Origin of the sequence: Staphylococcus simulans (genome assembly GCF_002994445.1) — a bacterium.
Lineage (GTDB): Bacteria > Bacillota > Bacilli > Staphylococcales > Staphylococcaceae > Staphylococcus > Staphylococcus simulans_B.
The window spans coordinates 138,352-162,084 of record NZ_MRZJ01000002.1; the positions used below are offsets into that span (position 1 = coordinate 138,352).

A 23,733-nucleotide genomic window follows, 5' to 3' on the forward strand; every position below is an offset into this window, starting at 1 on the left:
ACGATTTGTACATGACTTTCTGAAAGCATTGGCATCCTTTATAATAGAGGGGAATACTATTAGGAGGAAACAAAAATGCGCAGAATTTTGTATACATTTTTAACTTATACAATTATCGGCTTAATCAGCGGTGTATATTATCGCGAGTTGACTAAAGCTTTTGAGTTCACAGGCAAAACGCAATTGTCGATTGTGCATACACATCTTTTAATGCTGGGTATGTTCATGTTCTTGATTTTAATTGTATTTGAAAAATTATTCCAATTAAGCAAGTACTACTTATTTAATTGGTTTTATTATGTTTATAATATTGGGGTTATCGTTACAGTGGCACTACAAGCGATTAAAGGGACAATGCAAGTTACAGGAGCTAGTATTTCACCTGGAATTGCAGGTATCGCAGGATTAGGCCATATGACTTTATCAGCCGGGTTTATTATTTTGTTCTTCTTATTGAAGAAAGCAATTTTAACCCATCCGATAGAAGGACAGCAAAAACATAAAAATTAAATGCATATGCAAAAGACACAACATGGAGCGATGTTGTGTCTTTTCTTTATAATTTGATAAAAGATAATATCTTCTCGAGACAATATCATGTAGAATATAGATGAGAACAATTTTCAATAAGAATTATGCAGCACAAGAAAGAAATTAGGGGGCAAGCATAATATGAAAGATATAACAATTATCGGCGGGGGACCTGCGGGGCTCTATGCGAGCTTTTATGCAGGACTTCGCGGCATGAGTGTGCGTTTAATAGATGTACAAGAACAGCTCGGAGGCAAGATGTGTCTGTATCCTGAAAAGATTATTTGGGATATCGGCGGTGTTGCGCCTAAACCGTGCTATCAAATTACGAAAGACTTAATTGAACAAGGACTTCATTTTAATCCGGAAGTACGTTTAAAAGAACGTGTCACAGACATTCATAAAGTCAAAGAACGCCACTTCAAAGTGACAACAGACCAAGGACAAGTTTATGAATCCAAAGCAGTAATCATTGCGATCGGCGGCGGTATTATTCAACCTAAGCCTTTAAAAATCAAAGATGCTGAGCGTTACCAAATTACAAACTTGCATTACGTCGTACAAAAGCTGTCTCGTTTTGCGGATAAAGATGTCGTGATTTCAGGAGCAGGCAATTCTGCGTTAGATTGGGCATGTGAAATTGCGCCTTATGCGAACAGTGTACGTTTAGTTTATCGTAAAGATAAATTAACCGGATTTGAAGCGATGCAGGATAAATTATCTGCACACGGTGTGATACAGCACCCGAACAGTCAAATCACAGCATTAATCGGTGATGAAAAGCAGGAAAATATTCAATCGGTTGTTGTGGAGAACAGTACAACAGGAGAAGCAGAAACCTTATCCGTAGATGATGTCATTATCAGTCATGGTTTTGATATTGAAAATCCTCTCCTAGAAGAAACTGCAACGAAACTTGAAATGATGAATGCCTATCAAATTAAAGGACAAGGCAATACGAAAACAAGTGAGACAGGTATTTTCGCATGCGGCGATATTATTCATCACGATGCGAAAGTGCATTTGATCGCAAGTGCCTTCAGCGATGCAGGCAATGCGGCGAACTTAGCCAAACAATATATTGAACCTGAAGCGCCGGCAGAAGGTTATGTTTCAAGCCACAATGAGCACTTTAAAGAAGCAAACAAAGCCATCATCCAACAATATAATGAACAATAATGAAACAAAGGAAAAGCATTCACTACAAGCGCCTGTGAATGCTTTTTGCATGCAAAAAATGCCGCACTCATAAGTACGGCATTTCAATGTGTTATTTATTGTCGAAGTTTGCAGTAGTTGCGGAAGTACGTTCGCGCAATTCTGCCTCGATTTCTTCTAAACTGCGTCCGCGTGTTTCTGGCAAGTATTTAGTCACAAAGATTGCGGCAAATACGCCAATCACTGCGAAGATTAAGAAGACGCCTTGTGTCGGCAATACTTCGTTTAACATAGGGAAGAATTGTGCAACTGCTAAACTTCCTAATGATAAAACAAGTGCTGCGATACCTGTTGCGGCACCACGTGCACGCATAGGGAAGAGTTCTGGCAGCATAACCCATAGGACAGGACCCCATGAGAAACCGAAGAAAATAATAAAGATTGTTAAGCATGCAATGATAATCCAAGCAGATGATTGGATACCCATTGACCAGATTAAGATGGCCATGATGACTAATGAAGCCACCATACCGATATTTCCGATTAACAATAATTTCTTACGGTCGATTTTATCAATAATCATAATAGCGACAATCGTTACAAGTACGTTGACCGTACCGATACCGACTGAACCTAAAATAGATGCTGAGTCACCTAAACCAGCTTTAACGAAGATGGAAGGTGCATAGTAAATAATTGCGTTGATTCCGATGATTTGCTGGAAGAGTGCGAACACACAACCGATAATAATCGTTGGGCGCAGCCAAGGTGATTTTAAAACATTCCATGTACTTTCTGAAATTGCATTGATTTCTTTCATTTCAGCAATTTCATGATCGATTTGGTTTTTAGGGAATGTTAAGCCCATTACTTTACGTGCTGCATTTTCACCGCGGTGTTCCAGGAGCCATCTTGGACTTTCCGGCATAAAGATAACGCCGACTAAAAGAATGACAGATGGTACAACTGCAAGTCCTAACATCCATCTCCAACCTTCAATGCCCGCAAAAGCGTAACCTGTTAAATATGAAGCCAAGATACCGATAGTAATCATCAGTTGGTTTAATGAACTTAAAGAACCGCGTGATTCTGTTGGTGCCATTTCTGATAAATACACAGGAACGATAGCTGTAGAACCACCTACCGCAATACCGATAATAAAGCGGCCGAGAACTAATGTTGTTAAATTAGGTGCCAGTGCTAGTACCAATGCGCCTACTATGTAGATAATCGCAATGATAAAGACAACGCGTCTGCGTCCTAATTTATCTGATGACGGTCCGCTGAAACCAGAACCTAATATCGCACCGATTAACATGGCTGATACAACAAAGCCTTCTGTTGCGCCGGTTAACGGTATATCATCAGGAATATAAAGCAGGGCACCAGAAATAATACCCATATCATAACCATAGAGCAATCCGCCGAGTGCACCTATGAAGAAAATGAGGTTTTTGTTAAACTTCTTTCCCATTATGATAACCTCCTATTTAGAATTTAATGTAAATTAAGTATACGCTTTCATTAAATTAAAGTAAATAACAATATAATACGACTTGTCCAATAATATTAATTAAAATATATTGTAATTATGAAATTCAAATAAAAAAGCAGCAACTTCATTTGAAATTGCTGCGAAAAGGGATCATATTATTGCTGGTCAGGGTTGATTTTAACGACAAAACGGCCGCTGGATTGATTGTTCAACATCTGTTCCATTGCATCTGGTACTTCATCTAATGAAATAACTTGTTTGATAGAATGCAGAGGCTCTGGTTTTAAATCTGTCGCCAGTCTGCGCCAAATTTGTTTGCGTATTTTCATAGGTGTCTCTGCAGAATCTACACCTAAAATACTATTGCCGCGCAAAATAAACGGTAAGACTGTTGTTTCGAAATCAATACCTGCTGTGTTGCCGATTAAAGCAATGCTGCCTCTGTTTTTTAAACGTTTGATAATGTCTCCGACATGTTTGCCGCCTACAGGATCAATAACTGCTTGCCATTCTCTTTTACATAGCGGCTTTTCTGATTCTCTTTCGACACGAGGGATCACTTCATCTGCACCGATAGATTTTAAATAGTCCTCATTTTGCTGATTGCCTGTACTTGCGACTACTTTATAGCCGATGGCACTTAACATCATGACAGCTAGGCTTCCGACGCCGCCGCTTGCACCGCGTACAAGGACAGGCGAACCTTCGACAGTTAATCCGTTGTCCTCAAGTTTTTGGATTGCTAAACCTGCGGTATAGCCTGCAGTACCATAAATCATTGCTTCTTCAAGTGTCAGGTTTTTAGGCAGCGGGAGTACCCATTCTTCTTTGACACGAGCAAGCTCGCTTAAGCCGCCATGGTGTGATACACCTAAATCATAACTTGTCGCAATCACTTCATCTCCAGGTTGGAAGGCGGAAGTTTCAGATTCTACTACTGTACCTGCTAAATCAATTCCTGGAATAATCGGATAATTTTTAACTACACCAGCACCTTTTTTTGCTGCGAGTGCATCTTTATAGTTAATACTAGAATAGGCTACGCGTATTAATACGTCGCCTGATTCAATCGTTTCTATAGGTAATGTTTTTAATTGTGATTTGACTTGATGGTCATTCTTTTCTGCATAATATGCGCGGAATGTCTCTGTCATATCTTTCATTCCTTTCATTTTCATAATTAAAGAAATGTTAACACGAACATAGAACCTGCAACAAATAGAGTGGCTCAGTTTAATACATGACTTGTGTCATAATAATTTTTTGTTAAAAGAATTTTTACATTTTCAATGTTTATACAATATAATGGAAGTGTATAAGTTAAGAGATGATACCATCAAAACATTGAAAGTACATAAGGAGGAGAACGTATGAAAAAGTTATTTGCCGGAGCATTAACGTTATCATTAATTCTTGCAGCTTGTGGTAATGATGACAGCAAGAAAGAGGATGAAAACAAAGATAAAGACCAAACAACACAAGAAAGCAAGAGCAATGATAAAGAAAGCAGCAAGGATAAAGAAGCAAACAAAGATAAAGACAAAGCAAGCGAAGACAGCAATGCTTCTGACAGCGATCAATCAAGCGAAGACAAAAATGCCTCATCTAGTACAAGCGGTGAAGGTGCAAATTCATCTTCAAACAGCGAGGGAGCTTCTGATTCAAGTTCAAACAGCAGTGCTGACAACAATGCAGCATCTTCAGGTGCAGCCGCAGGAGCTAACGGCGGACAAAGCGGAGATGCAAACAGTCAAGCAACTCAAGGTCAAAATACACAGCAAACTGCAAGTCAAAACAGCACTCAAGGCAGCCAAGCACAACAAACTGGCTATGTAGCACCTTACCAAGGTCAAAATGCAGTACCAGCAGCAAGTACAATCGGACAAGCAGCTGTGAATGAATCTACATTACGCGTATTGCCGAACTTCCCGCAATCATTGCAAACAGCTCAAAATGCTGCAGACTCAATTAATGGACAATCTAATCCGTACAATGATTTTGGTGTACAAGATAACGGAGACGGCAGCTATTCATATGTATTCAGCTTCCGCAACCAATCACAACCAGGCACATATTCATTAGTCACTGTTAATCAGCAAGGTCAAGCGGCAGTCATTGATCCGGCATACGCTGCAGGTCAATAAACCGATAGTTATCGTTACAAAAGTAGTGAAACAAATATATTGCAGATGAGAACAAATAAATGCTCAGCACATCTTCGTGCTGAGCATTTTTATCTTCTATTCAGGTTAATGATTTGTGACGTTTCGTACGCTTCGGCAATTGCTGCACAATCAAACTGGATATCGTTTCGAAAGAATGATTGTGATGATTAACAATTGGGTGATTAATCAATGGAATCGCTTGGTTGATTAAGTCGTTTGTCAATTTTTCTGCGCTGCTGTAAGAAACAGGTTCAAAAGGTTTCATAACTTCATCATAAAGCCCGCGTTCTTGCTGGTAGCTGTCTAAATGCGGTGTATAAAGTGCTACAGGTTTCTCTATAGTTAATGCATCAAAGACAACAGAAGAGTAGTCGCTGATTAAAATATCGCAAGCGAGTATTAAATCTTGTGTTTCAATATTGCTTACTGGCTGAATCACTTGTTTTGAAAGTGATGTGTCTTGTGTTTCATCGCTTTCAATATGTCCGCGAAATATCACATTATAATGCTGAAGCAGTTCTTTCGAAATAGATAAGTTATCGTCTGGTTTTGGATTTGTTTTCCATGTCGGCAGATAAAGCAGTGTCGGTTTATTTGGATCAAGTTTAAGTGCTTGTTTGATAAATTGCACGTAAGGCTGATCGTTTTGTTTGTCCAACAAGTAGCGTACTCTTGGATAACCGCAAGCTGCTATTTCTGTATATTGCATCGGAAAGGCAGTCTTGAAAAGTTCTGCCGCTTCTGAACTGTCGCAAATCAAATAGTTCTGTTGGAGCCATTTATTATATTTGCGTGCACGGTAATTATAGATTTCATGATTTTGATAGGGTTCTCGGCTGTCTAAGAAAAGTTGTTTTAATGGTGTACCGTGCCATAGCTGAATAATTGTTCCATTCGGCTGCAATGTATCAGGAATATAACTTTCGCTGATAACGACATTGGCATTTTCAATCAAATCTTTTGTGTCTTCATGTTCTGGAGAGACAAAATGCGGGCCTGTCGCATCATCTGTAATATAGAACGCAGGATATTTTGAGTAATGTTTTGCAAAGTAATTGAATAAATAACGTGAATTACCTCTAAAGCCGTAATCAAATCCTAAAAAGACGACGGTGCCGTTTAACTCTGTCTCTTGTTTTTCATATATATTACTCATGCTTTGATGATTTTCATAACTGCGATCTAATATCATGCTGGTAATAAAGTGGGGTAGTTTAAAGTGCGTCTTCCATAGCCAGTTATCGACAAAGCGTACAGGTTCAGGCAATGTGGTATTTCTGAATTTGAAAGGCGGCTTTTGATGATGCAAGTATGCCAGTTTATTTAAATTAAATTGTGTAACTGACGCATATTCATGATGTTTAATACTTTGATAAAACGATTGTGATGTTCTTAGATGTGTTTTAAAGTCGAAGACCACATGTCCATTTGTTTCGATTTGTTCTGACAAAAGCAATGCGGCTGCTAAATCGAACGCTGTTTCGCATTGGAAGGTATTCAGTGCTGTGATAGATTGCTTAATACTAAAAATTATATTCGGAAAATGATTAATGTTGTTCATCCATGCATCAAAGTCGACAGCAGTATTTGCAAAATAGCGGCAATCATTTTGATAGTAAGCATCTACTGTGTAATCTACAACAATAGATTGTGATGTATTGCGTGATTTCAGCGCTGACAATTGGTCGGGATAGATATCTATATTTAAGTCAGAGGGGATAAAATGCGTATATCCTTCTTCAAGGGCTGTTTTAAGTGTAAACAACATTTTATCGCCTGATTGATATTCTGTTGTTAGTATTTCCATAGTATGACCTCAGTTTTATAATATTAAACTATATTTTAACATTTTGTTCATTAACTGTGAAAGAGAACCTTTTAACATTTATGCGATATCTTGCAAGTAAAGCTGGAACTGTACTACTATTTAGAAATATTGTATTATAACAGTTTGTTTTCTGAAAATAATTTGTAAGCGTATACTTTGGTACATATGAGATTGATGTAAGAAAACAGTTTGAAAAAAATTCAGAAAAAGAATTGAACAGATTGTGAAAACATGTTATATTATATGTGAAATAAATCACAAACAAAATTCGTGGTTAAATTTAAAATACTACTAAATCAATATAGAGAGAGAAGAGGAAAGTATATGTTAGTATCTTCGTTTGATCCGTTCCACAATTTAGTCTTATCGAGTATTGTGGCTGCAGTACCGATTATTTTGTTCTTATTATGTTTAACTATTTTTAAAATGAAGGGGATTTACGCAGCGTTAACTACATTAATTGTGACTTTGATTGTAGCCGTAGTCATATTTAAATTACCGGCTGTTATGGCAGCGGGTGCAGTAGTAGAAGGAATATTCCAAGGATGGTTGCCGATTGGTTACATCGTTATCATGGCTGTTTGGCTGTACAAACTTTCTACAAAAACTGGACAATTTGCGATGATTCAAGACAGTATCGCAAATATTTCTCAAGACCAGCGTGTGCAGTTATTATTAATCGGTTTTTGTTTTAACGCATTCTTAGAAGGTGTGGCAGGATTCGGGGTTCCTATCGCAATCTGTTCTATCTTATTAATCTATTTAGGATTCAGACCACTGCAAGCAGCAATGTTATGTTTGGTTGCTAACTCAGCAGCAGGGGCATTCGGAGCAATTGGTTTGCCAGTAGCCGTTATTGATACATTGAACTTGCAAGGCGGTATCACGGCACAACAAGTATCTAGTTATTCAACATTTACATTAGCGTTTATCAACTTCTTTGTACCATTCTTATTAATTTTCATTATTGATGGCTTCAGAGGTATTAAAGAAACATTACCATTTATTTTATTAGTATCAGTAATCTTTACAGTGTTCCAAGGTGCATTGACTTTATTCCAAGGTCCAGAGCTTGCGGATATTTTACCTCCGCTCGCAAGCATGGGTGCACTTGCGCTTTTAAGCCGCAAAGTTCAACCGAAACATATTTTCCGTTTGGAGAAAGATTCAAAACCGCCAGTCACTCAGAAATTAACATTGAAACAAATTCTATATGCATGGAGCCCATTCTATATCTTAACAATCTTAGTTATGTTATGGAGTATGCCTTTCTTTAAAGCACTCTTCTTGCCTGGCAAACCATTGCATTTCTTAGCGGTACAATTACCATTACCTGGTACATTTAGTGAAGTGACTAAGAAAGCTATTTCGCTCAATTTGAATATCATAGGACAAACAGGTACAGCAATTTTAATTACAATTATTATTACAGTATTATTATCTCAAACAATTAGCTTTAAAGATGCAGGTCAATTATTAGGTGAAACATTCAAAGAGTTATGGATTTCTGTTATTACAATTTGTTTCATCTTAGCTGTTTCAAAACTTACAACATACGGCGGTCTAAGTGCTGCAATGGGACAAGGTATCTCTAAAGCAGGCGGTATCTTCCCATTATTCTCACCAGTATTAGGATGGATCGGTGTGTTCATGACAGGTTCTGTTGTTAATAACAACTCACTCTTTGCGCCGATTCAAGCATCAGTTGCAGGTCAAATCGGTGTCAAAGGCGGTATGTTAGTTGCTGCGAATACAGCAGGCGGGGTAGCTGCGAAAATTATTTCACCGCAATCTATCGCCATTGCGACTGCAGCTGTTAAACAAGTCGGTAAAGAATCAGAACTCTTGAAAATGGCATTGCGTTACAGTGTAGGTATGGTCATCTTTATCTGTATCTGGACATATATCTTATCTTTATTCTTATAATTAAAGAAGTTGTGAATATAAAAAACGGAGCCGAAATTTCGGTTCCGTTTTTTTAATGCAACTACTTATTCTGTTTCTTCGGTTTCAGGTTGAGGTGCATGAATTGCTTTAATAAAGTCTTCATATACTTTGTCTGGCGAATATTTTGCGACCGTTTCAAATGCACTTTCAATTATTTTGCCTTGTTCAGAAGGCGGTGCAGTCATCACATTTAAAATATGTTCTGACAGTGAAACGATGCTTTGATACTCTGCAAGGAAACCATTGCGATTGGATTGAATTAAGGTTTCCGGGCCGGTATTGCCTTTATAACTGATGACAATACTGCCTTGATTCATGGCTTCTAATATCACCAAACCAAATCCTTCGTTGCGTGAAGGGACAACTGTGATGGTACTTTCAGCTAAACGCAGCGGCAGATGCATCGTCGCTGGATAAAGCTGAACAATATCATTGAGTTGATGCTGCTGGATGAATTCTTCAAGATCATGTTTTTGCTGGCCGTCGCCGTAGATATGCACTGTATAGTTCATATCTCGCAAACTGTCTTGTATATGTTCGACACTGCGCAGCAGCAAGTCGAAGCCTTTTTCATATTCTAAGCGTCCCGCAGCAATGATTTGCGGTTTTTTAGGGATTTCGATTCTCGGTTCATTCATCATATTTGGTACGATATAAACCGGTGTTTGGATCACTGTTTGAAATGCTTTGCGGTCTGCGTCTGTTAACACAGTGATACGATCTAAATCTTGATATGCGGCTTGGATTTCTTGACGATAGCTTTTTGAATAAGCATCCCAATTCATATGTTCCATACCGACAGTTAAGACATCTTTTGGAGCATAATCTGCGACCAGAAGGTTAAAGCTTGCACGTGTGCCGACTAAGACATCTGTGTCGGTTTCACTGACAGCAGTTACAATTTTCTTTTCGACATAGCTTGAAAACTGCGCTAAACCAGGTTCGTTTTCAGTAATAATCTGAGGTTTGATAAAAGGTGTCCATTTGCGGATACGGTTCATGAAAATATCCATCAGATTTTGCGGGCTGAGATTATAGTCGACCAGCGGCTGTACTTCGATATCTTGATGAAGTTTAAAATAAGGTGCTTTACTGCCTTTGAATACAGAGATAATTTTTACCTTATGTCCTTTGGCTGCCAATACGTTAGCAAGTTGTGTGACGGCTTTGACAGTGCCACCCATGGAATAAATATTATGCATTAAAAAAGTGATAGATTGCACGTGGTGTCACTCCTCCCATTGAATTCCTTTAATTATATCATAGTCCAGGGATGACTATGCAAAGGTAGATGCTTTGATATATGTTTTGTACATCAATTTAAACACGAAAAAATAATAATCTATTGAATAACTATCCTTACCCCTTTTGTCTGAGCATAAATACGTATATAATAAGAGAATAGAACGAAATACTTAGCAACACTATTTTGACATAACTTAGGTATGTTATTTTTTTAAGACTATGGTAAAGCGCTTTCTCAAGAAAGGGTTGAGGTCATGCTTAAGCAGATGTCATCTTCATTATTAAAAAGGGGGCTGTATTTGTTATGAGTTCAGAACATAGCAAAACAGATGTCATCTTAATCGGTGGCGGAATTATGAGTGCGACATTGGGTACATTATTGAAGAAAGTTGCACCAGAAAAAGAGATAAAAGTATTTGAAAAGTTAAGCGAATCAGCACAAGAGAGTTCTAATGCATGGAACAATGCGGGCACAGGGCATTCAGCATTATGCGAAATGAACTATACAAAAGAAATGCCGGATGGTTCTTTAGATATTTCAAAAGCTTTGAAAATCAACGAGCAATTCCAAATTTCTAAAGAATTCTGGTCTTATTTAGTGAAACACGGCAACTTGGATCATCCTGAAGAATTCATTCACACTGTACCACACATGAGCTTTTGTATCGGTGTACGCAATGTAGACTTCTTAAGACGCCGTGTCAAAGCTTTAAAAGAAAATGCATTATTCAACGAAATGACAATGACAGAAGATAAAGACCAAATCGCACAATGGCTTCCTTTAATGATGGAAGGGCGTAATAACCATATTCCAATCGCAGTAAGCCGTGACGAAACGGGTACTGATGTCAACTTCGGAGCATTAACACAAAAATTATTCGACTTCTTACAACAAAACCAAGTGGATGTTGAATATGAGCACCAAGTGACTGATTTGAAACAACAAAAAGACGGCACTTGGAAAGTGAAAGTCAAAGATTTAACTACAGAGGAAACAACAACATATATTTCTGACTTTGTATTTATCGGAGCTGGCGGTGCGAGCTTGCAGTTATTGCAAAAAACGCATTTGCCAGAATCTAAACATATCGGCGGTTTCCCAGTCAGCGGTTTATTCTTAGTATGTCAAGATCCTGAAGTGGTAAATCAGCACGATGCTAAAGTGTACGGCAAAGCAAAAGTCGGTGCACCGCCGATGTCAGTTCCGCACTTGGATACGCGTTATATCGACGGCAAAAAATCATTGTTATTCGGACCATTCGCCGGCTTCTCACCTAAATTCTTGAAGACAGGTTCGAACATGGATTTATTCAAATCTGTGAAACCAAATAACTTGTTGACGATGTTATCTGCAGGTGCAAAAGAAATGAAATTGACGCAGTACTTGATTTCTCAATTAATGCTTTCTGATGATGAACGTATTGAACAATTACGTGAATTCATCCCGAATGCAAAGAAAGAAGATTGGGATATTGTCGTTGCCGGACAACGTGTACAAGTGATTAAAGACACAGACAAAGGCAAAGGTACATTGCAATTCGGTACAGAAGTCATCTGTTCTGAAGACGGCAGTCTTGCGGCATTGTTAGGTGCGTCACCAGGTGCATCAACTGCAGTAGATGTGATGTTAGATATTTTACAACGCAGTTATAAAGATGAATTCCCAGAATGGGAAGCACGCATCAAAGAAATTATCCCGTCATTCGGTAAGAAATTAGCAGATGAACCTGAATTATACAAAGACATTAAAACAGATGTTGAAAAGTATTTGAAATTAAATTAAGACATTAAAACAGATGTTGAAAAGTATTTGAAATTAAATTAAGGCATTCAAACTAGCAAAAAAAGCTTCGGCAGGAGAAATTTTCCTTACCGAAGCTTTTTTGTTTTGTGTTAATAATTGTGAATTACAGTTTTGAATGGTGTGTGTCGTCTGTTTCAGCTGATGGCAGTGTGAGAATAAAGGTACTGCCTTCGCCAATAGTACTTTCTACTTTGATGTCGCCGCCATGGAGCTGAACAATCATTTGTGCGATAGCCAAACCTAAGCCGTTGCTTGTGGCAGATGTATTGCCTTTATAAAATCGTTCGAATAGATGGGCTTGAACCGCATCTGACATTCCCGGACCGTCATCAGCAATACGGCACTCGACTGTATGATTTGATTGCGTAAGCTCTATATCGATACTGCCGCCTGTTTCTGTATACTTAATGGCATTCGTTAAAATGTTGCTAAAGGCTTGGTATAACAGACGGTAATTTCCTTTGATTGTGATCTCTTGCAAGTCGGTCATTATCAGCAAGTCTTTATCATCAATTGCATATTGTTCATGACGTACCATCACTCTCAGCATTTGTGCGATATCAATCTCATCGTCATAATCCAAATGGTCGTGATTATCAAGTTCAGCTAATAATAAGAGGGCACGTGTCAAATTGCTTAAACGGCTGGTTGTTGTATGAATCTCGTCTATATAATACAGACGGCTTTCTTTATCTTGTGCTTGGCTGAGACGATCTAGCAATTGATGAATATGAGTCAGCGGTGTTTTGATTTCATGCGAAACATTCTGTACGAAGTGCTGGCGCATGTCATCGAGCTGTTTTAAGGAAATACGCATTTGGTCGAAGCGGTATTGGAGCGTACCTAATTCATCATGGCGTGTCACAGCAATCGGTGTTTTAAAGTCGCCGTCCATTAATCTGTTCGTCGCATGTTTCAACTGTGTAATCGGCTTAATCAATGTGTATGTTGAGCTGATAATCAGCAGCATTGAAATGATTAACAGTAATGCGATGAGGACAGCTAAGAAAACACGAAATTCACTGAAGGATTTACCGATATCCGGTCTGATAAAGACTGCAATAGGACCTTCTGAAGTGTTAAAACGCGTGCCGACTGTATTCTTTGATTCATTATCAAAGAAACCTGTCACAAAGAGCTGATAGGGATGATTTTTAATACCATGATAGTCTTTGCCTTTAAAGACCTTATCAATATTCTCTTTAGTCAGATTTTCTCTTCTGAATGCTTCGCCGTAAAATGTTTTCTTATAAGATGTATCAATAGTTACGACTTGGAAATTAAGGTCGCTTAAATGTTTAAAGTAAGCTTTCATATCTGTTGTATGGGATGCTTTTTGATATGCCTTAGCTTCTTGCAAGGTTCTCATAATCTTTTGGTCATTAGAAGGTTTTAATGCGACATGATAATACATATTCGTCAAAATAAAACTGAGTACAGCACTGAACAGCATAATGACAATCGTATAAATCGCAATTCTCGAATACAGTGACTTAAACATGGACTTCTACCTTATAGCCTAAACCGCGTACTGTTTCAATACTGACATTACTGCCGATCTTTTTTAAACGGTTGCGCAGTCTTCTGATGTGTACATCGACGGTACGATCATCACCTTCATAATCAAAGCCCCATACACGTTCAATACATTCTTCTCTTGAGAACACTTGCTTTTCATGGCTGGCTAACAAAAAGAGTAAATGAAATTCTTTATTCGGCAAGGTCATAGTCTTCGTATCGCAAGTCATTTCCAAATAAGACTGGTTTAATTTTAAATTACCTATTTCAAGTTCATTTTCTGCGTTGATTTGATAACGGCGCAAAACAGCTTTAATACGAAAGATTAATTCCTGTACTTCAAACGGCTTCGTTACATAATCATCTGTTCCTGTTAAATAGGCTTCTTCTTTATCGCTTAAAGCATCCCGAGCTGTCAGCATAATCACAGGCATTTCATAATCTGCTTTGATAGCGTTGCATAATTCAAATCCATCCATACCATCCATCATAATATCCACAATTGCAATATCTGCCTGATTGGTTTCTAAATAGTTTAATGCGTCTTTGCCATTAGAATGGGTTGCAGTTTTAAATCCATCACGCTCTAAATAGGAAGAGACGTAATGAAGGATTTGATAATCATCATCTACTATTAAACAAGTTGTCATCCTCACCACTCCTAACATTCACTTAGATTAATTATACATTTTGCGAATCGGCTAAGACAAATTTGTTAGTTCCAAAGAAAAGTGAACGTTGTTCATATTCAGTTCACAATGTGTGCATACAATATAAGTATCATAAAAGAAAAAGGAGTCATGGAAATGAAATTAGCATGGAAAGAAATGGTATTTTACAAGTTCAAATACATTTTAATAATGCTGATTATCTTGCTGCTTGCAAGCATGGTGTTATTCATCAGCGGTCTTGCTCAAGGACTCGGACGTGAAAACATTTCAATGCTTGATAACATGAATGCAGAAAAATTCGTGGTGCAAGATATGAAGGAACCTGTCATTGAGAAATCAGTCATCAATGACGAAAAACAAAAAAAGATTGAGGATGTCACAAATGCTGAACCTTTCAAATTAGCACCGCAGACATTAAAAACAGATAATTCAAATGACCAAGATATACTGCTTATCAATCCTGGTAAAGATTTCAAACCTTCATTAGCAGAAGGGCATTATCCATCCCAAGATAATGAAATTGCAGTTAATAAAAAATTAACAGCAGAAGGTCTTAAAGTAGGCAGTAATGTAGAATTCAAGGATAGTGATAAAACGTATAAAATTGTTGGTTTAATGGACGATGCAATGTATTCGCATAGTTCAACAGTGATGACGAATCAGCATACATTCGATCAACTCGGTAAAAAAGCCGCAACGTTTTATCCATTAAAAGATGTATCTAAAGCAGATGAGAAAAAAATCAATGATATTTCAGGTGTGCAAGTGGTAACACAAACAGACTTAACGGATAATATTCCAAGTTATAACGCTGAACAAGCACCCTTGAATATGATGATTGTCAGCCTATACTTGATTTCAGCAATTGTCTTAAGTGCATTCTTCTATGTTATGACAATTCAAAAAATCTCTGAAATCGGTATCTTGAAAGCAATCGGTATTAAAACAAAACACTTATTGTCTTCATTAGTTTTCCAAATCTTATTAGTGACAATGATCAGTGTGGTACTGTCAGTCTTGATTATCAGCGGACTCAGCATTGTGATGCCAGTCAGCATGCCGTTCCACTTAACAGCAAATAATATGCTGCTTGTCGTAGGTGTATTCATTGTTGTTGCCATTATCGGTGCGACATTATCATTCATTAAATTAATTAAAGTCAATCCTATTCAAGCAATCGGAGGTGAAGGTTAATGGCTTTAGAAGTAAAAGATATTAAAAAATCATTTGGTACTGGAGAAGCCAAAACAGATGTATTAAAAGGTGTAGATTTTGAAGTCAAACAAGGTGAGTTTATTATCTTAAGCGGTGCCTCTGGTTCAGGGAAATCAACGCTGCTCACAATTTTAGGCGGCCTTCAAGATCAAGATTCAGGAGAATTGCTGTATAATGGTTCGCCGTTATTTACAAAAGCTAAATCAAAATCTGATATGCGTCTGACAGAAATCGGATTTATTTTCCAAGCTTCGCATTTAGTCCCTTATTTACCAGTAATTGACCAATTGACAATTGTAGGTCAAGAAGCGGGATTATCTAAAAAAGAAGCGAAAACACGTGCAGAGCAATTATTAGATCAAATCGGTTTAACACATCGTCTTAAAGCATTTCCATATATGTTATCAGGCGGTGAGAAACAACGTGTTGCTATCATGCGTGCATTTATGAACAACCCTAAAATCATTTTAGCGGATGAACCGACAGCAAGCTTAGATGCGCATCGTGCAACAGAAGTCACAAAAATGATCAGTGACCGTATTAAAAATGAGAATATGGTCGGTATCTTAATTACACATGACCGTCGCCTTTTTGAATATGCAGACCGTGTTATAGATTTATTTGATGGTAAAATCATCAATAAAGAAGATGAAAGTGAACTAGGATAATATTAATTGAGTCGAAGCAGGAAATAGGGAATGAAAAAAGTTGGGGAGCAGCCCCAACTTTTTTGTTTATATTCAGATATGTTTCTATTGATAGAGATTATTTTAAATGCAGAAGATGCAGCAAAGATGGGTGTTTAATGAGCATGCTGGCGATAAATAAAGCACCGAAATAAATAGTTAACAATAACTTGTAGCAGTACATCAAAGCAAAGAAATCTCGGATTAAAGCAGTATCGAAAAATGGATAAGGTGTACGGCTGCCGACACCGACAGCTTTGATATTTAATATTTGAGCAAAACGTAAAGCACGCAAAATATGAAACTGACTCGTTACGATGGCAATTTTAGAAAATGCATGGTCTTTTAAAATTTCCTTTGTGAAAGATAAGTTTTCATAGGTGCTATGCGATTGATCTTCTAATAATATACGCGAGCTTGGGATGTGTTGTGCGATTAAATAATCGCGCATAGCTTCTGCCTCTGATACACGTTCACCTTCGCCTGTACCGCCGCTGACAATAATATAGGGTGCACCTTTATGATTTTGATAAAGTGCTGCGGCACGATCTAAACGCCATGCCAGCATTTGTGTAACTTGTTCACGAAACAATCCAGCGCCTAAGACGATGATGGCATCAATAGGCTTATCCAGTGTCAGCATACTAAAAGCAGAAGACCAGCTGAGATAATGTACAAAGGCAAACAGTGTAGTAACTGTAATCCATCCTATCCATAAAAACAAAGCATTCATAACAGGTACAGGAATATGGCTTAATAAATTCAAAGCGACGGCTAAAAATGCAATAGCTAATGTCAGTGCACAAATTCTGGCAAAAAACATTCTGGCACTTTTCCATTCTAAAATGACACGATGTTTAAACAGCAGCAACCCTGCACCAATGACTGACACAATAGCCAAATCAAATGGGAGACTTGAAGTGATTAAATGAATTAAAAGTACGATAAATCCGCTAACTAGTGTGATAAAGAATGATGTGATATTCAACCTGCGATACGGATTAAAAAATAAATAAATGTAACTGCATAAAATCAAAAGACTTAAAATTATTGACAGTAGTAGCATTTCAAACCTCTATTTGTAAAAAATTAATTACTTTCATATTACCCTATTTTTCCTTATGTTTCTTTAGATATGATATGATGGTTTCGACACATTGAAAAAGTGTAAAATAAGTCATACTGTCAAAGTAGTGAATTTAAGAATATTTATCATAAGAAGGAGACCATAATGAAGAATATAGAACAGCATATGCAGTTTATGGGGATGTTCATTGAAGATGTTAATACGTTAATGGCGAATCTTTTAGAAGACTTGCGCAACGAATTTAATGTGTCGATTGAGCAATCACAAGCTGTATTGTTACTAGATAATAATAAATCATTAACTTTATCAGAGATTACAGAAAAACAAGGGGTTAATAAAGCTGCAATCAGCCGACGTGTGAAAAAATTGATTAAACTCGAGATGATTCAGTGGGAGAAACAAAATGCGAGTGTAGATCAGCGTTTGAAATATGTGCGTCTGACAGACAAGGGTCGCGAATATGTGGCACGTTCAAAAGCGATTATTAATGATGTAGCGACATATTTGCTGCAAGATTTGACAGAATCGCAAGTTGAAGCGACTGCAGAAAATTTAGAAATTGTGGATCGTCGTATTAAAGAATACATTCAAAAAATTCAATAAGAGAAACGGCTTTAAAAATCGGTGCATTGTGGTGATGCGCCGATTTTTAATATATATGATGATAATGTTAAGCGCTAGGTCTAATTACTGATATAATAAAAAGGTCGAGTCTACTATAATAGAAGTATTCTGAATTTAAATCATCAAATTTGCAGATATAATTTTACATTTATGTAAATTACGTGTAAAATTTGTGCGGGTAAAATATTAAGCACTCAATTTGGACATTTCCTAGGAAATAATAGTATATAGAATAAACGAAAAGCGAGGTGAACGATAAATGGAGCAATCCGATAAAACTGAGACGTCAGAAAGCAGAAGCCGCGAACAACGTATGAAGACCAATCAGAGTCTGCGTAAAATTGTACCATGGGGTATTGGCATTTTTATTGTTATTTTATTAATCATATTGTTTTTCTTATTAAGAAATTTCAATACGCCTGAAGCACAAGCCAAAATTTTAGCGAATGCAATTAAAAATAATGATACGCAGCGCATTGCGACCATTTTAAGTACTCGCGATAATAAAGTAGGCACTGATGAGGCAGAAACATATATCAAATATATTAAAAGCGAAATCGGGATGAAGCAGTTTGATAAGGAGCTGCAAAAGACGGTGGACGAATTAGAACGTAATGAAAAAGACGCTAGCTATATTAAAACACCTGATGGCAATAAAGTGCTGCGGATAACTAAAAACGGCCGTCGTTTTATCTTCTTTGATAATATTAGTTTCCAAACAATTACGAAAAAGCCGATTATCAAACCTAAGACAAAGACAACTTATATCTTCAGAGCAGATGATAAGAAGCGAAAAGTCATTGCTGAAGCGAATGAATCGACAATGCTGGGTAATTTCATTCCAGGAAATTATAAACTCCCGGCAACGAAAGAAAATTCAAACGGGAAATTCAACGGCTATTTAACATTCTCATTCAAAAACAGCAATAGCGAAACAGTGGATGTACATGAAAACTTCCCTGAAGCCAACTTGAATATTAAGTTGGATGGTGCGGATAAATTAGATGATAAACATACAAAAGTGAAGATTAACGACAAGACGTATAATTATGATAATTCACGTTTATACGGACCGTACCCGGTAACGGCTAACATTGAGGTTTCAGCTGAAGGAAAAGCGAAAGGCAAAACATTTAAATCGGATTCGGTGAAATTGTATCCGAATGATTTGAAATCTAATACACCTGTTACGCTGCGCTTTGAGAAAGATAAGATCAACAAATATGTAGAAGAAAAGGAAAAAGAAGAAAACAGCTTGAAAAATAAGCTTTCTCGTTTCTTTAATAAGTATACTTCTGCATTAAACGAGGCATCATTCGGCAATGATTTTGCGAGTGTGTCAAAGTATCTTACACCCGGCACCAAAAACTATGACAACATCAGATATCAAATCCAAACAGGACAAGGCGTACAAAATTGGTACCAAAGTCCGCAAGTCATGGATGTTTCTACTGAAGGCGTGCATGTTTATGCCAAAGTGCTGAATTTGAACAGCCAAGGTGTCTGGGTGACTTCTACGTATAAATTACAAGATGTTAACCATAAATCAGGTCAACTACCTGAAGAAGATGATTTGAAAATCATCAGTTATAAAGAATAATAGAGAAGAATTCGAAATACCCTTGCTAAATGGGATACGGTGAACAGTATCGCTAATGCAAGGGTATTTATTTTGTCTCTGCTAGTGTTTCAAACGTTGTATTATTTTGATACTAAGTATAATATGAGATTATCAGCTTAATCGAAAGAGAGAAAGAGGTGATTGGGTGAAGCAGAATCATACATACCAAAAAAAGCTGCCTATCTTTTTAATTATAATATTAGGTGCACTGACCGCTATCGGCGCACTTTCTATAGATATGTTCTTGCCCGGGCTGCCGCAAATCAGAGCGGATTTTAATACAACCGCATCCGCTTCTCAATTAACCTTAACTTTATTTATGGTGGGATTGGCATTCGGCAACTTGATTATGGGACCTTTATCAGATGCTTACGGCCGCAAACAGCCTTTAGTCATTGTAATGGTAATTTATACCATAGCAAGTATCGGGATTGTCTTTGCGACGAATATCACCATGATGATCAGTTTAAGATTAGTTCAAGGTTTATGCGCAGGTGCAGCAGCAGTGATTTCACGTGCGATTGCGAGTGATATGTATCACGGCAAAGCACTGACAAAGTTCTTAGCAGTATTGATGCTGGTGAACGGTGTCGCGCCGGTTATTGCGCCTGCAATCGGCGGGGTAGTCTTAATGTTTTCAACGTGGCATATGGTCTTTATTTTAATGACGATTTTCGGTGCTTTTATGATATTTTGTACCACAGTGCGTGTTCCGGAATCTTTAAGCAGACAAGCCCGTCAATCGGCAGATATCCGCAGTATCTTAGCACAATTTAAAGTGCTGCTTAAGCAGCCGCGTTTTGTATTGCCGATGCTGCTGCAAGGTATGACGTTCGTTATTTTATTCAGTTATATTTCAGCATCGCCCTTTATCACACAAAGAATCTACGACTTGTCTCCGCAAGCATTCAGTATTATGTTTGCGGTCAATGGTATCGGTTTGATTATTTCATCACAGCTTTCAGGAAAGCTTGTAGATTACTTTTCACCGCTGTCTATCATGCGCGGCTTTACGTGGGTGCAACTTGCCGGAGTTATTATGATTACAATCGTATTAACACTGCATTTGCCGATAGTATTTTTATTTATCGCTTTCTTTGTATTGGTCAGTCCTGTCACTGGGATTGCGACACTTGGCTTCTCAGTCGCTATGGATGAACGTACTGGAGGCGGCGGCAGTGCGTCGAGCTTATTAGGTTTGGTTCAAACATTAATCGGCGGCATCAGTACCCCTTTAGTAGGATTGATGGGGGAGAAGAGCTATATTCCGTATTTGATGATCATTATGACTGCGGCTGTTGTGCTGATTATTCTGCATATCATTACAGCGAAGGTCTTTAGAAATAACGAAGCAAATTGACCAACGTATACAATGTAAAAAGGAAATGTCCTCATGTATTGGACATTTCCTTTTTTAAATTCAAATTTATTTTCTCATTTTATAAAGACATCCCAAGTATTGTAATGTCTGATAGATTATTTAATACGCACACGGCGGTTTCTAAAGAATAAGCTGATAAATAAGAGTGCGAAACAACAAGCGAGTAAGATTGTCGCATTGTTTAATGCATCGCCGGCTATTAAAATTTTATCAGGTTCTACAGTAATGAAATATTGTTTCAATGTTTCTGAAATACGTTGTGCTGTTTCGTTTACAATGTAAGTTAACCCGAATGGAATGACGAACATAATCGCGATTAAAACCATATTTACAATTTTAATTGCGGTACGGTTGAAAATCAGTGTCAAAATCGTAAGCAATATACTGATTAAGCCGACAAAGAAGAAAGCGATGAATGCGAATTTGATTTTGCTGATGTTGTCTTGCAGCTGATGCAGCTGTGTTAAATCAAAGTTCTGGCTCGAGATATTCTGTAATGTTTCTTGGAAGTTTAAGAGCTGTGAAAAGTGAATCGGTTCATTGACCAAAACAATCGTGAATATGGATTCTTTAAACATGCTGTAAAGTGAAATAACAGTAAGAATCAATACGATAATTTGAATAATCAAGCTCACATAGGAGCGTTTTCTTTTTTTAGCGAAATATTTTCCACGCTGCAAAGTACCGCGTTCTAATGGTTCCTTCGCATAAGGTGCTGTTGCAGTGTCATAGTTTTGAGACATGGTGATACAATTCTCCCTTCAAAATAAGCATCATTCATATGTTATGCTTATCATCTATCTTCAGACTGTATTGCTTTTATTTTAGCACCAATACTTTGAATTATATAGGCTTTTCCTTGTGTTTCATAAAAGTCGGCTAAAGCTAAGCTTTCATTATAATAATCTTTTTGTGCTGTATGTTGCGGTTGGAAACTTTGCACAGCAGCTGCGATATCTTCTTGGTGGGTTGCGACAGTTTCAAGCAAAGCTGCATCAGAAGGTGCTGCTTGCATATCGATTTCAAGCGCATGTATCATTTGGCGTTTGCCTTGTATGACAGCAAGTTGAATTCCTCGTTCGAATAATTTATAGTCAGGTCCTTTAGTGACATTTTCTTTTTGCTGATTAAGTTCACTGAGCTCTGCTTTAACTTCATCAGATAAATCTAAAAGGTGTATTAAAAGCGGTGATTGTAAAGATTGAGACATAGTTATTCTCCTTTTTGCGGGATATCGATACGATGTCCTAATTGTTTCGGCCACTCTATATCAGGTTGAATACGATAGTAATGGGCCACATTGTCTTTGAAAGTGTCTGGGAAAGGTGCTGACTTTTCTGTGCTGCGATCTATGCCCATCATCATTTGTTCATTTGTTGCGACCATTTCTCCTTCTGTATTGCGCATAATTAAAAAGAAATGGACGCGTTTATAATCATAGTTGTAAATATAAATATCGACTTGATACGTATCATCCAATTTAAGCTGTTTTATAAATGTTGTATGTTCTTCTAAAGTGAAGATGGTATAATTTAATTCTTTTCGTTCTTCTAATGACAAACCGTTGTGATAGTTGAATTGATTCGTTGCTTGACTGAAAGCTTCGTTGTATTCAGAATCATGCATGTGCTGATTGTGGTCAATCATAGAAGCTTCGACTTTGCCGTGAACTGTAAATAAATGTTCCATAAAACAAAACTCCTTTAAATAGATAAGTCTATCATACTAAAAAAATCTATAAGCGACATGGAATTGAAACATGGTAAAATAAGCGTATGTTTAAAAAAGGGAGGAAAGCCGCATGAGCATGTCGATTTATTATCAAACGAAGTCGCAAGGCCTGACAGCGGCACCAACAAGTCAGGCAGTGCCGAAAGATGCGACAGTTGTTTGGTATGACATTAATGAACCGACAAAAGAAGATAACCAATGTTTATTAAATGATTTTGATTTTAACCCGTTGGAAGTGGATGATACGATTCATGCGAATCCGCGGGCAAAATATAAAAACTACCAAAGTTATCAAAACGTTGTCTTTCATCGTATCAACGCTGATGACTTTAAAATCCAAGTCCTGAACATTTTCATTAAGGACAACTTGTTAATTACGTATCATCATCATAAAATAGAAGAGATTGATACTGTATTGAAACAAGTTAAAGCTCATTATGATCAGGATTTAGATTGTGAAGATATTGTATTGTATATTTTAGATCATATCGTAGATAACTATTTCAAATATGTAGATGACCTTTCTGACAAGGTATTTACATTTGAGGATGAACACGGTACGGATCGTTCTAATAAATATATGATGGACCATTTGTTTGATTTGCGCTCTGATATGATTAAGATGAACCGTGTGATTATGCCGATGAAAGAACTGATTGATACATTAGAATATTCAAGCGGTTTAGTCCAAGATAAGCGGCATAAGATGTATATTCAGCATATCAAAGACCATATTGCTAAAGAAGAAAGCATGTTAAAGACAGCACAAGATATCACAAAGGAAATCAGGGATAATTTCGAATCCTATACGACCTATCGTATGAACCGTGTCATGCAGATATTGACAATTGTATCTATGATTTTTATGCCATTAACTTTATTAGCTGGTATCTATGGTATGAACTTTGAATTTATGCCGGAATTGAAATGGCATTACGGCTACTTTATGTGTCTCGGACTCATGGTCATTATCACGCTTTGGTGCATCTGGTTCTTCAAACGAAAGAATATGTTGTAAAGAAGTGT

21 protein-coding genes are annotated in these 23,733 nt (G+C 37.3%); 11 read left to right on the forward strand and 10 right to left on the reverse strand.

What is annotated here, in order from left to right; all coding sequences use genetic code 11:
* Window positions 1-75: 75 nt before the first annotated feature.
* Together C7N65_RS03990 and C7N65_RS03995 are read left to right on the forward strand one after the other, a co-directional pair.
* Entirely contained in the window at window positions 76-510 is a 435-nt protein-coding gene (locus C7N65_RS03990) for a DUF2871 domain-containing protein (protein ID WP_105993185.1), read from the forward strand.
* Window positions 511-672: 162 nt separating this feature from the next.
* A complete protein-coding gene (locus C7N65_RS03995; RefSeq protein ID WP_105993186.1) occupies window positions 673-1,710 on the forward strand; it encodes an NAD(P)/FAD-dependent oxidoreductase in 1,038 nt (345 codons plus the stop codon).
* Window positions 1,711-1,801: 91 nt separating this feature from the next.
* On the opposite strand, the gene C7N65_RS04000 is transcribed toward C7N65_RS03995, so the two are convergent.
* The gene (locus tag C7N65_RS04000; protein WP_105993187.1) at window positions 1,802-3,163 is read right to left on the reverse strand and encodes a sugar porter family MFS transporter; all 1,362 of its coding nucleotides are present in this window, start codon (window positions 3,161-3,163) and stop codon (window positions 1,802-1,804) included.
* 176 nt (window positions 3,164-3,339) lie between these two features.
* Complete coding sequence (locus C7N65_RS04005) at window positions 3,340-4,338, reverse strand: acryloyl-CoA reductase (RefSeq protein WP_105993188.1); 999 nt, start codon at window positions 4,336-4,338, stop codon at window positions 3,340-3,342.
* Window positions 4,339-4,554: 216 nt separating this feature from the next.
* Here C7N65_RS04005 and C7N65_RS04010 point away from each other — a divergent pair, with 216 nt between their 5' ends.
* Window positions 4,555-5,328: a hypothetical protein gene (locus C7N65_RS04010; protein ID WP_105993189.1), complete on the forward strand. Its 774-nt coding sequence runs from the start codon at window positions 4,555-4,557 to the stop codon at window positions 5,326-5,328.
* Between the two features lie 100 nt (window positions 5,329-5,428).
* Here C7N65_RS04010 and C7N65_RS04015 read toward each other — a convergent pair whose 3' ends face one another.
* Entirely contained in the window at window positions 5,429-7,156 is a 1,728-nt protein-coding gene (locus C7N65_RS04015) for a CDP-glycerol glycerophosphotransferase family protein (protein WP_105993190.1), read from the reverse strand.
* Between the two features lie 345 nt (window positions 7,157-7,501).
* On the opposite strand from C7N65_RS04015, the gene C7N65_RS04020 reads away from it, so the two are divergent.
* Entirely contained in the window at window positions 7,502-9,103 is a 1,602-nt protein-coding gene (locus C7N65_RS04020; protein WP_105993191.1) for an L-lactate permease, read from the forward strand.
* A gap of 65 nt (window positions 9,104-9,168) precedes the next feature.
* On the opposite strand, the gene C7N65_RS04025 is transcribed toward C7N65_RS04020, so the two are convergent.
* A complete protein-coding gene (locus tag C7N65_RS04025) occupies window positions 9,169-10,347 on the reverse strand; it encodes a glycosyltransferase family 4 protein (protein WP_105993192.1) in 1,179 nt (392 codons plus the stop codon).
* A gap of 326 nt (window positions 10,348-10,673) precedes the next feature.
* Here C7N65_RS04025 and mqo point away from each other — a divergent pair, with 326 nt between their 5' ends.
* Entirely contained in the window at window positions 10,674-12,152 is a 1,479-nt protein-coding gene (gene mqo / locus C7N65_RS04030) for a malate dehydrogenase (quinone) (RefSeq protein WP_105993193.1), read from the forward strand.
* A gap of 124 nt (window positions 12,153-12,276) precedes the next feature.
* Here the strand turns inward: mqo and C7N65_RS04035 are convergent, their stop codons facing one another.
* Together C7N65_RS04035 and C7N65_RS04040 are read right to left on the reverse strand one after the other, a co-directional pair.
* Window positions 12,277-13,674: an ATP-binding protein gene (locus C7N65_RS04035; RefSeq protein ID WP_105993194.1), complete on the reverse strand. Its 1,398-nt coding sequence runs from the start codon at window positions 13,672-13,674 to the stop codon at window positions 12,277-12,279.
* Window positions 13,667-14,341, reverse strand: coding sequence for a response regulator transcription factor (locus tag C7N65_RS04040; RefSeq protein ID WP_105993195.1), 675 nt, complete (start codon window positions 14,339-14,341; stop codon window positions 13,667-13,669). The genes C7N65_RS04035 and C7N65_RS04040 overlap by 8 nt, the downstream gene beginning before the upstream one ends.
* 156 nt (window positions 14,342-14,497) lie before the next feature.
* On the opposite strand from C7N65_RS04040, the gene C7N65_RS04045 reads away from it, so the two are divergent.
* Window positions 14,498-15,556, forward strand: coding sequence for an ABC transporter permease (locus C7N65_RS04045; RefSeq protein ID WP_105993196.1), 1,059 nt, complete (start codon window positions 14,498-14,500; stop codon window positions 15,554-15,556).
* Window positions 15,556-16,245, forward strand: coding sequence for an ABC transporter ATP-binding protein (locus tag C7N65_RS04050; protein ID WP_105993197.1), 690 nt, complete (start codon window positions 15,556-15,558; stop codon window positions 16,243-16,245). The genes C7N65_RS04045 and C7N65_RS04050 overlap by 1 nt, the downstream gene beginning before the upstream one ends.
* Window positions 16,246-16,342: 97 nt before the next feature.
* Here the strand turns inward: C7N65_RS04050 and C7N65_RS04055 are convergent, their stop codons facing one another.
* Window positions 16,343-17,251, reverse strand: coding sequence for a YdcF family protein (locus C7N65_RS04055; protein ID WP_234019048.1), 909 nt, complete (start codon window positions 17,249-17,251; stop codon window positions 16,343-16,345).
* Between the two features lie 243 nt (window positions 17,252-17,494).
* Here C7N65_RS04055 and C7N65_RS04060 point away from each other — a divergent pair, with 243 nt between their 5' ends.
* The 3 genes from C7N65_RS04060 (at window position 17,495) to C7N65_RS04070 (ending at window position 20,955) form a co-directional block, all read left to right on the forward strand.
* Window positions 17,495-17,953, forward strand: a complete 459-nt coding sequence (locus tag C7N65_RS04060) for a MarR family winged helix-turn-helix transcriptional regulator (protein ID WP_105993199.1) — start codon at window positions 17,495-17,497, stop codon at window positions 17,951-17,953.
* A gap of 280 nt (window positions 17,954-18,233) precedes the next feature.
* A complete protein-coding gene (locus C7N65_RS04065; protein WP_105993200.1) occupies window positions 18,234-19,574 on the forward strand; it encodes a TcaA second domain-containing protein in 1,341 nt (446 codons plus the stop codon).
* Between the two features lie 166 nt (window positions 19,575-19,740).
* Entirely contained in the window at window positions 19,741-20,955 is a 1,215-nt protein-coding gene (locus tag C7N65_RS04070; RefSeq protein WP_105993201.1) for a multidrug effflux MFS transporter, read from the forward strand.
* Between the two features lie 116 nt (window positions 20,956-21,071).
* Here C7N65_RS04070 and C7N65_RS04075 read toward each other — a convergent pair whose 3' ends face one another.
* From C7N65_RS04075 to C7N65_RS04085, 3 genes are read right to left on the reverse strand one after another with little or no spacing between them, the layout of a single operon-like run.
* The gene (locus tag C7N65_RS04075) at window positions 21,072-21,719 is read right to left on the reverse strand and encodes a hypothetical protein (protein ID WP_105993202.1); all 648 of its coding nucleotides are present in this window, start codon (window positions 21,717-21,719) and stop codon (window positions 21,072-21,074) included.
* A gap of 50 nt (window positions 21,720-21,769) precedes the next feature.
* Entirely contained in the window at window positions 21,770-22,186 is a 417-nt protein-coding gene (locus C7N65_RS04080) for a hypothetical protein (protein WP_105993203.1), read from the reverse strand.
* Between the two features lie 2 nt (window positions 22,187-22,188).
* Window positions 22,189-22,665 (reverse strand): thioesterase family protein, encoded by a 477-nt coding sequence (locus C7N65_RS04085; RefSeq protein WP_105993204.1) that lies wholly within the window; start codon window positions 22,663-22,665, stop codon window positions 22,189-22,191.
* Between the two features lie 112 nt (window positions 22,666-22,777).
* Between C7N65_RS04085 and corA the strand changes: the two genes are divergently transcribed.
* A complete protein-coding gene (gene corA / locus C7N65_RS04090; RefSeq protein ID WP_105993205.1) occupies window positions 22,778-23,725 on the forward strand; it encodes a magnesium/cobalt transporter CorA in 948 nt (315 codons plus the stop codon).
* Window positions 23,726-23,733 lie beyond the last annotated feature (8 nt).

What these genes read in the sequence shown, in the direction of transcription:
- C7N65_RS03990 (WP_105993185.1), top strand. Translation starts at nt 76, where the DNA reads ATGCGCAGAATTTTGTATACATTTTTAACTTATACAATTATCGGCTTA.
- C7N65_RS03995 (WP_105993186.1), top strand. Translation starts at nt 673, where the DNA reads ATGAAAGATATAACAATTATCGGCGGGGGACCTGCGGGGCTCTATGCG.
- C7N65_RS04000 (WP_105993187.1), bottom strand. Translation starts at nt 3,163, where the DNA reads ATGGGAAAGAAGTTTAACAAAAACCTCATTTTCTTCATAGGTGCACTC.
- C7N65_RS04005 (WP_105993188.1), bottom strand. Translation starts at nt 4,338, where the DNA reads ATGACAGAGACATTCCGCGCATATTATGCAGAAAAGAATGACCATCAA.
- C7N65_RS04010 (WP_105993189.1), top strand. Translation starts at nt 4,555, where the DNA reads ATGAAAAAGTTATTTGCCGGAGCATTAACGTTATCATTAATTCTTGCA.
- C7N65_RS04015 (WP_105993190.1), bottom strand. Translation starts at nt 7,156, where the DNA reads ATGGAAATACTAACAACAGAATATCAATCAGGCGATAAAATGTTGTTT.
- C7N65_RS04020 (WP_105993191.1), top strand. Translation starts at nt 7,502, where the DNA reads ATGTTAGTATCTTCGTTTGATCCGTTCCACAATTTAGTCTTATCGAGT.
- mqo (WP_105993193.1), top strand. Translation starts at nt 10,674, where the DNA reads ATGAGTTCAGAACATAGCAAAACAGATGTCATCTTAATCGGTGGCGGA.
- C7N65_RS04035 (WP_105993194.1), bottom strand. Translation starts at nt 13,674, where the DNA reads ATGTTTAAGTCACTGTATTCGAGAATTGCGATTTATACGATTGTCATT.
- C7N65_RS04040 (WP_105993195.1), bottom strand. Translation starts at nt 14,341, where the DNA reads ATGACAACTTGTTTAATAGTAGATGATGATTATCAAATCCTTCATTAC.
- C7N65_RS04045 (WP_105993196.1), top strand. Translation starts at nt 14,498, where the DNA reads ATGAAATTAGCATGGAAAGAAATGGTATTTTACAAGTTCAAATACATT.
- C7N65_RS04050 (WP_105993197.1), top strand. Translation starts at nt 15,556, where the DNA reads ATGGCTTTAGAAGTAAAAGATATTAAAAAATCATTTGGTACTGGAGAA.
- C7N65_RS04060 (WP_105993199.1), top strand. Translation starts at nt 17,495, where the DNA reads ATGAAGAATATAGAACAGCATATGCAGTTTATGGGGATGTTCATTGAA.
- C7N65_RS04065 (WP_105993200.1), top strand. Translation starts at nt 18,234, where the DNA reads ATGGAGCAATCCGATAAAACTGAGACGTCAGAAAGCAGAAGCCGCGAA.
- C7N65_RS04075 (WP_105993202.1), bottom strand. Translation starts at nt 21,719, where the DNA reads ATGTCTCAAAACTATGACACTGCAACAGCACCTTATGCGAAGGAACCA.
- C7N65_RS04080 (WP_105993203.1), bottom strand. Translation starts at nt 22,186, where the DNA reads ATGTCTCAATCTTTACAATCACCGCTTTTAATACACCTTTTAGATTTA.
- C7N65_RS04085 (WP_105993204.1), bottom strand. Translation starts at nt 22,665, where the DNA reads ATGGAACATTTATTTACAGTTCACGGCAAAGTCGAAGCTTCTATGATT.
- corA (WP_105993205.1), top strand. Translation starts at nt 22,778, where the DNA reads ATGAGCATGTCGATTTATTATCAAACGAAGTCGCAAGGCCTGACAGCG.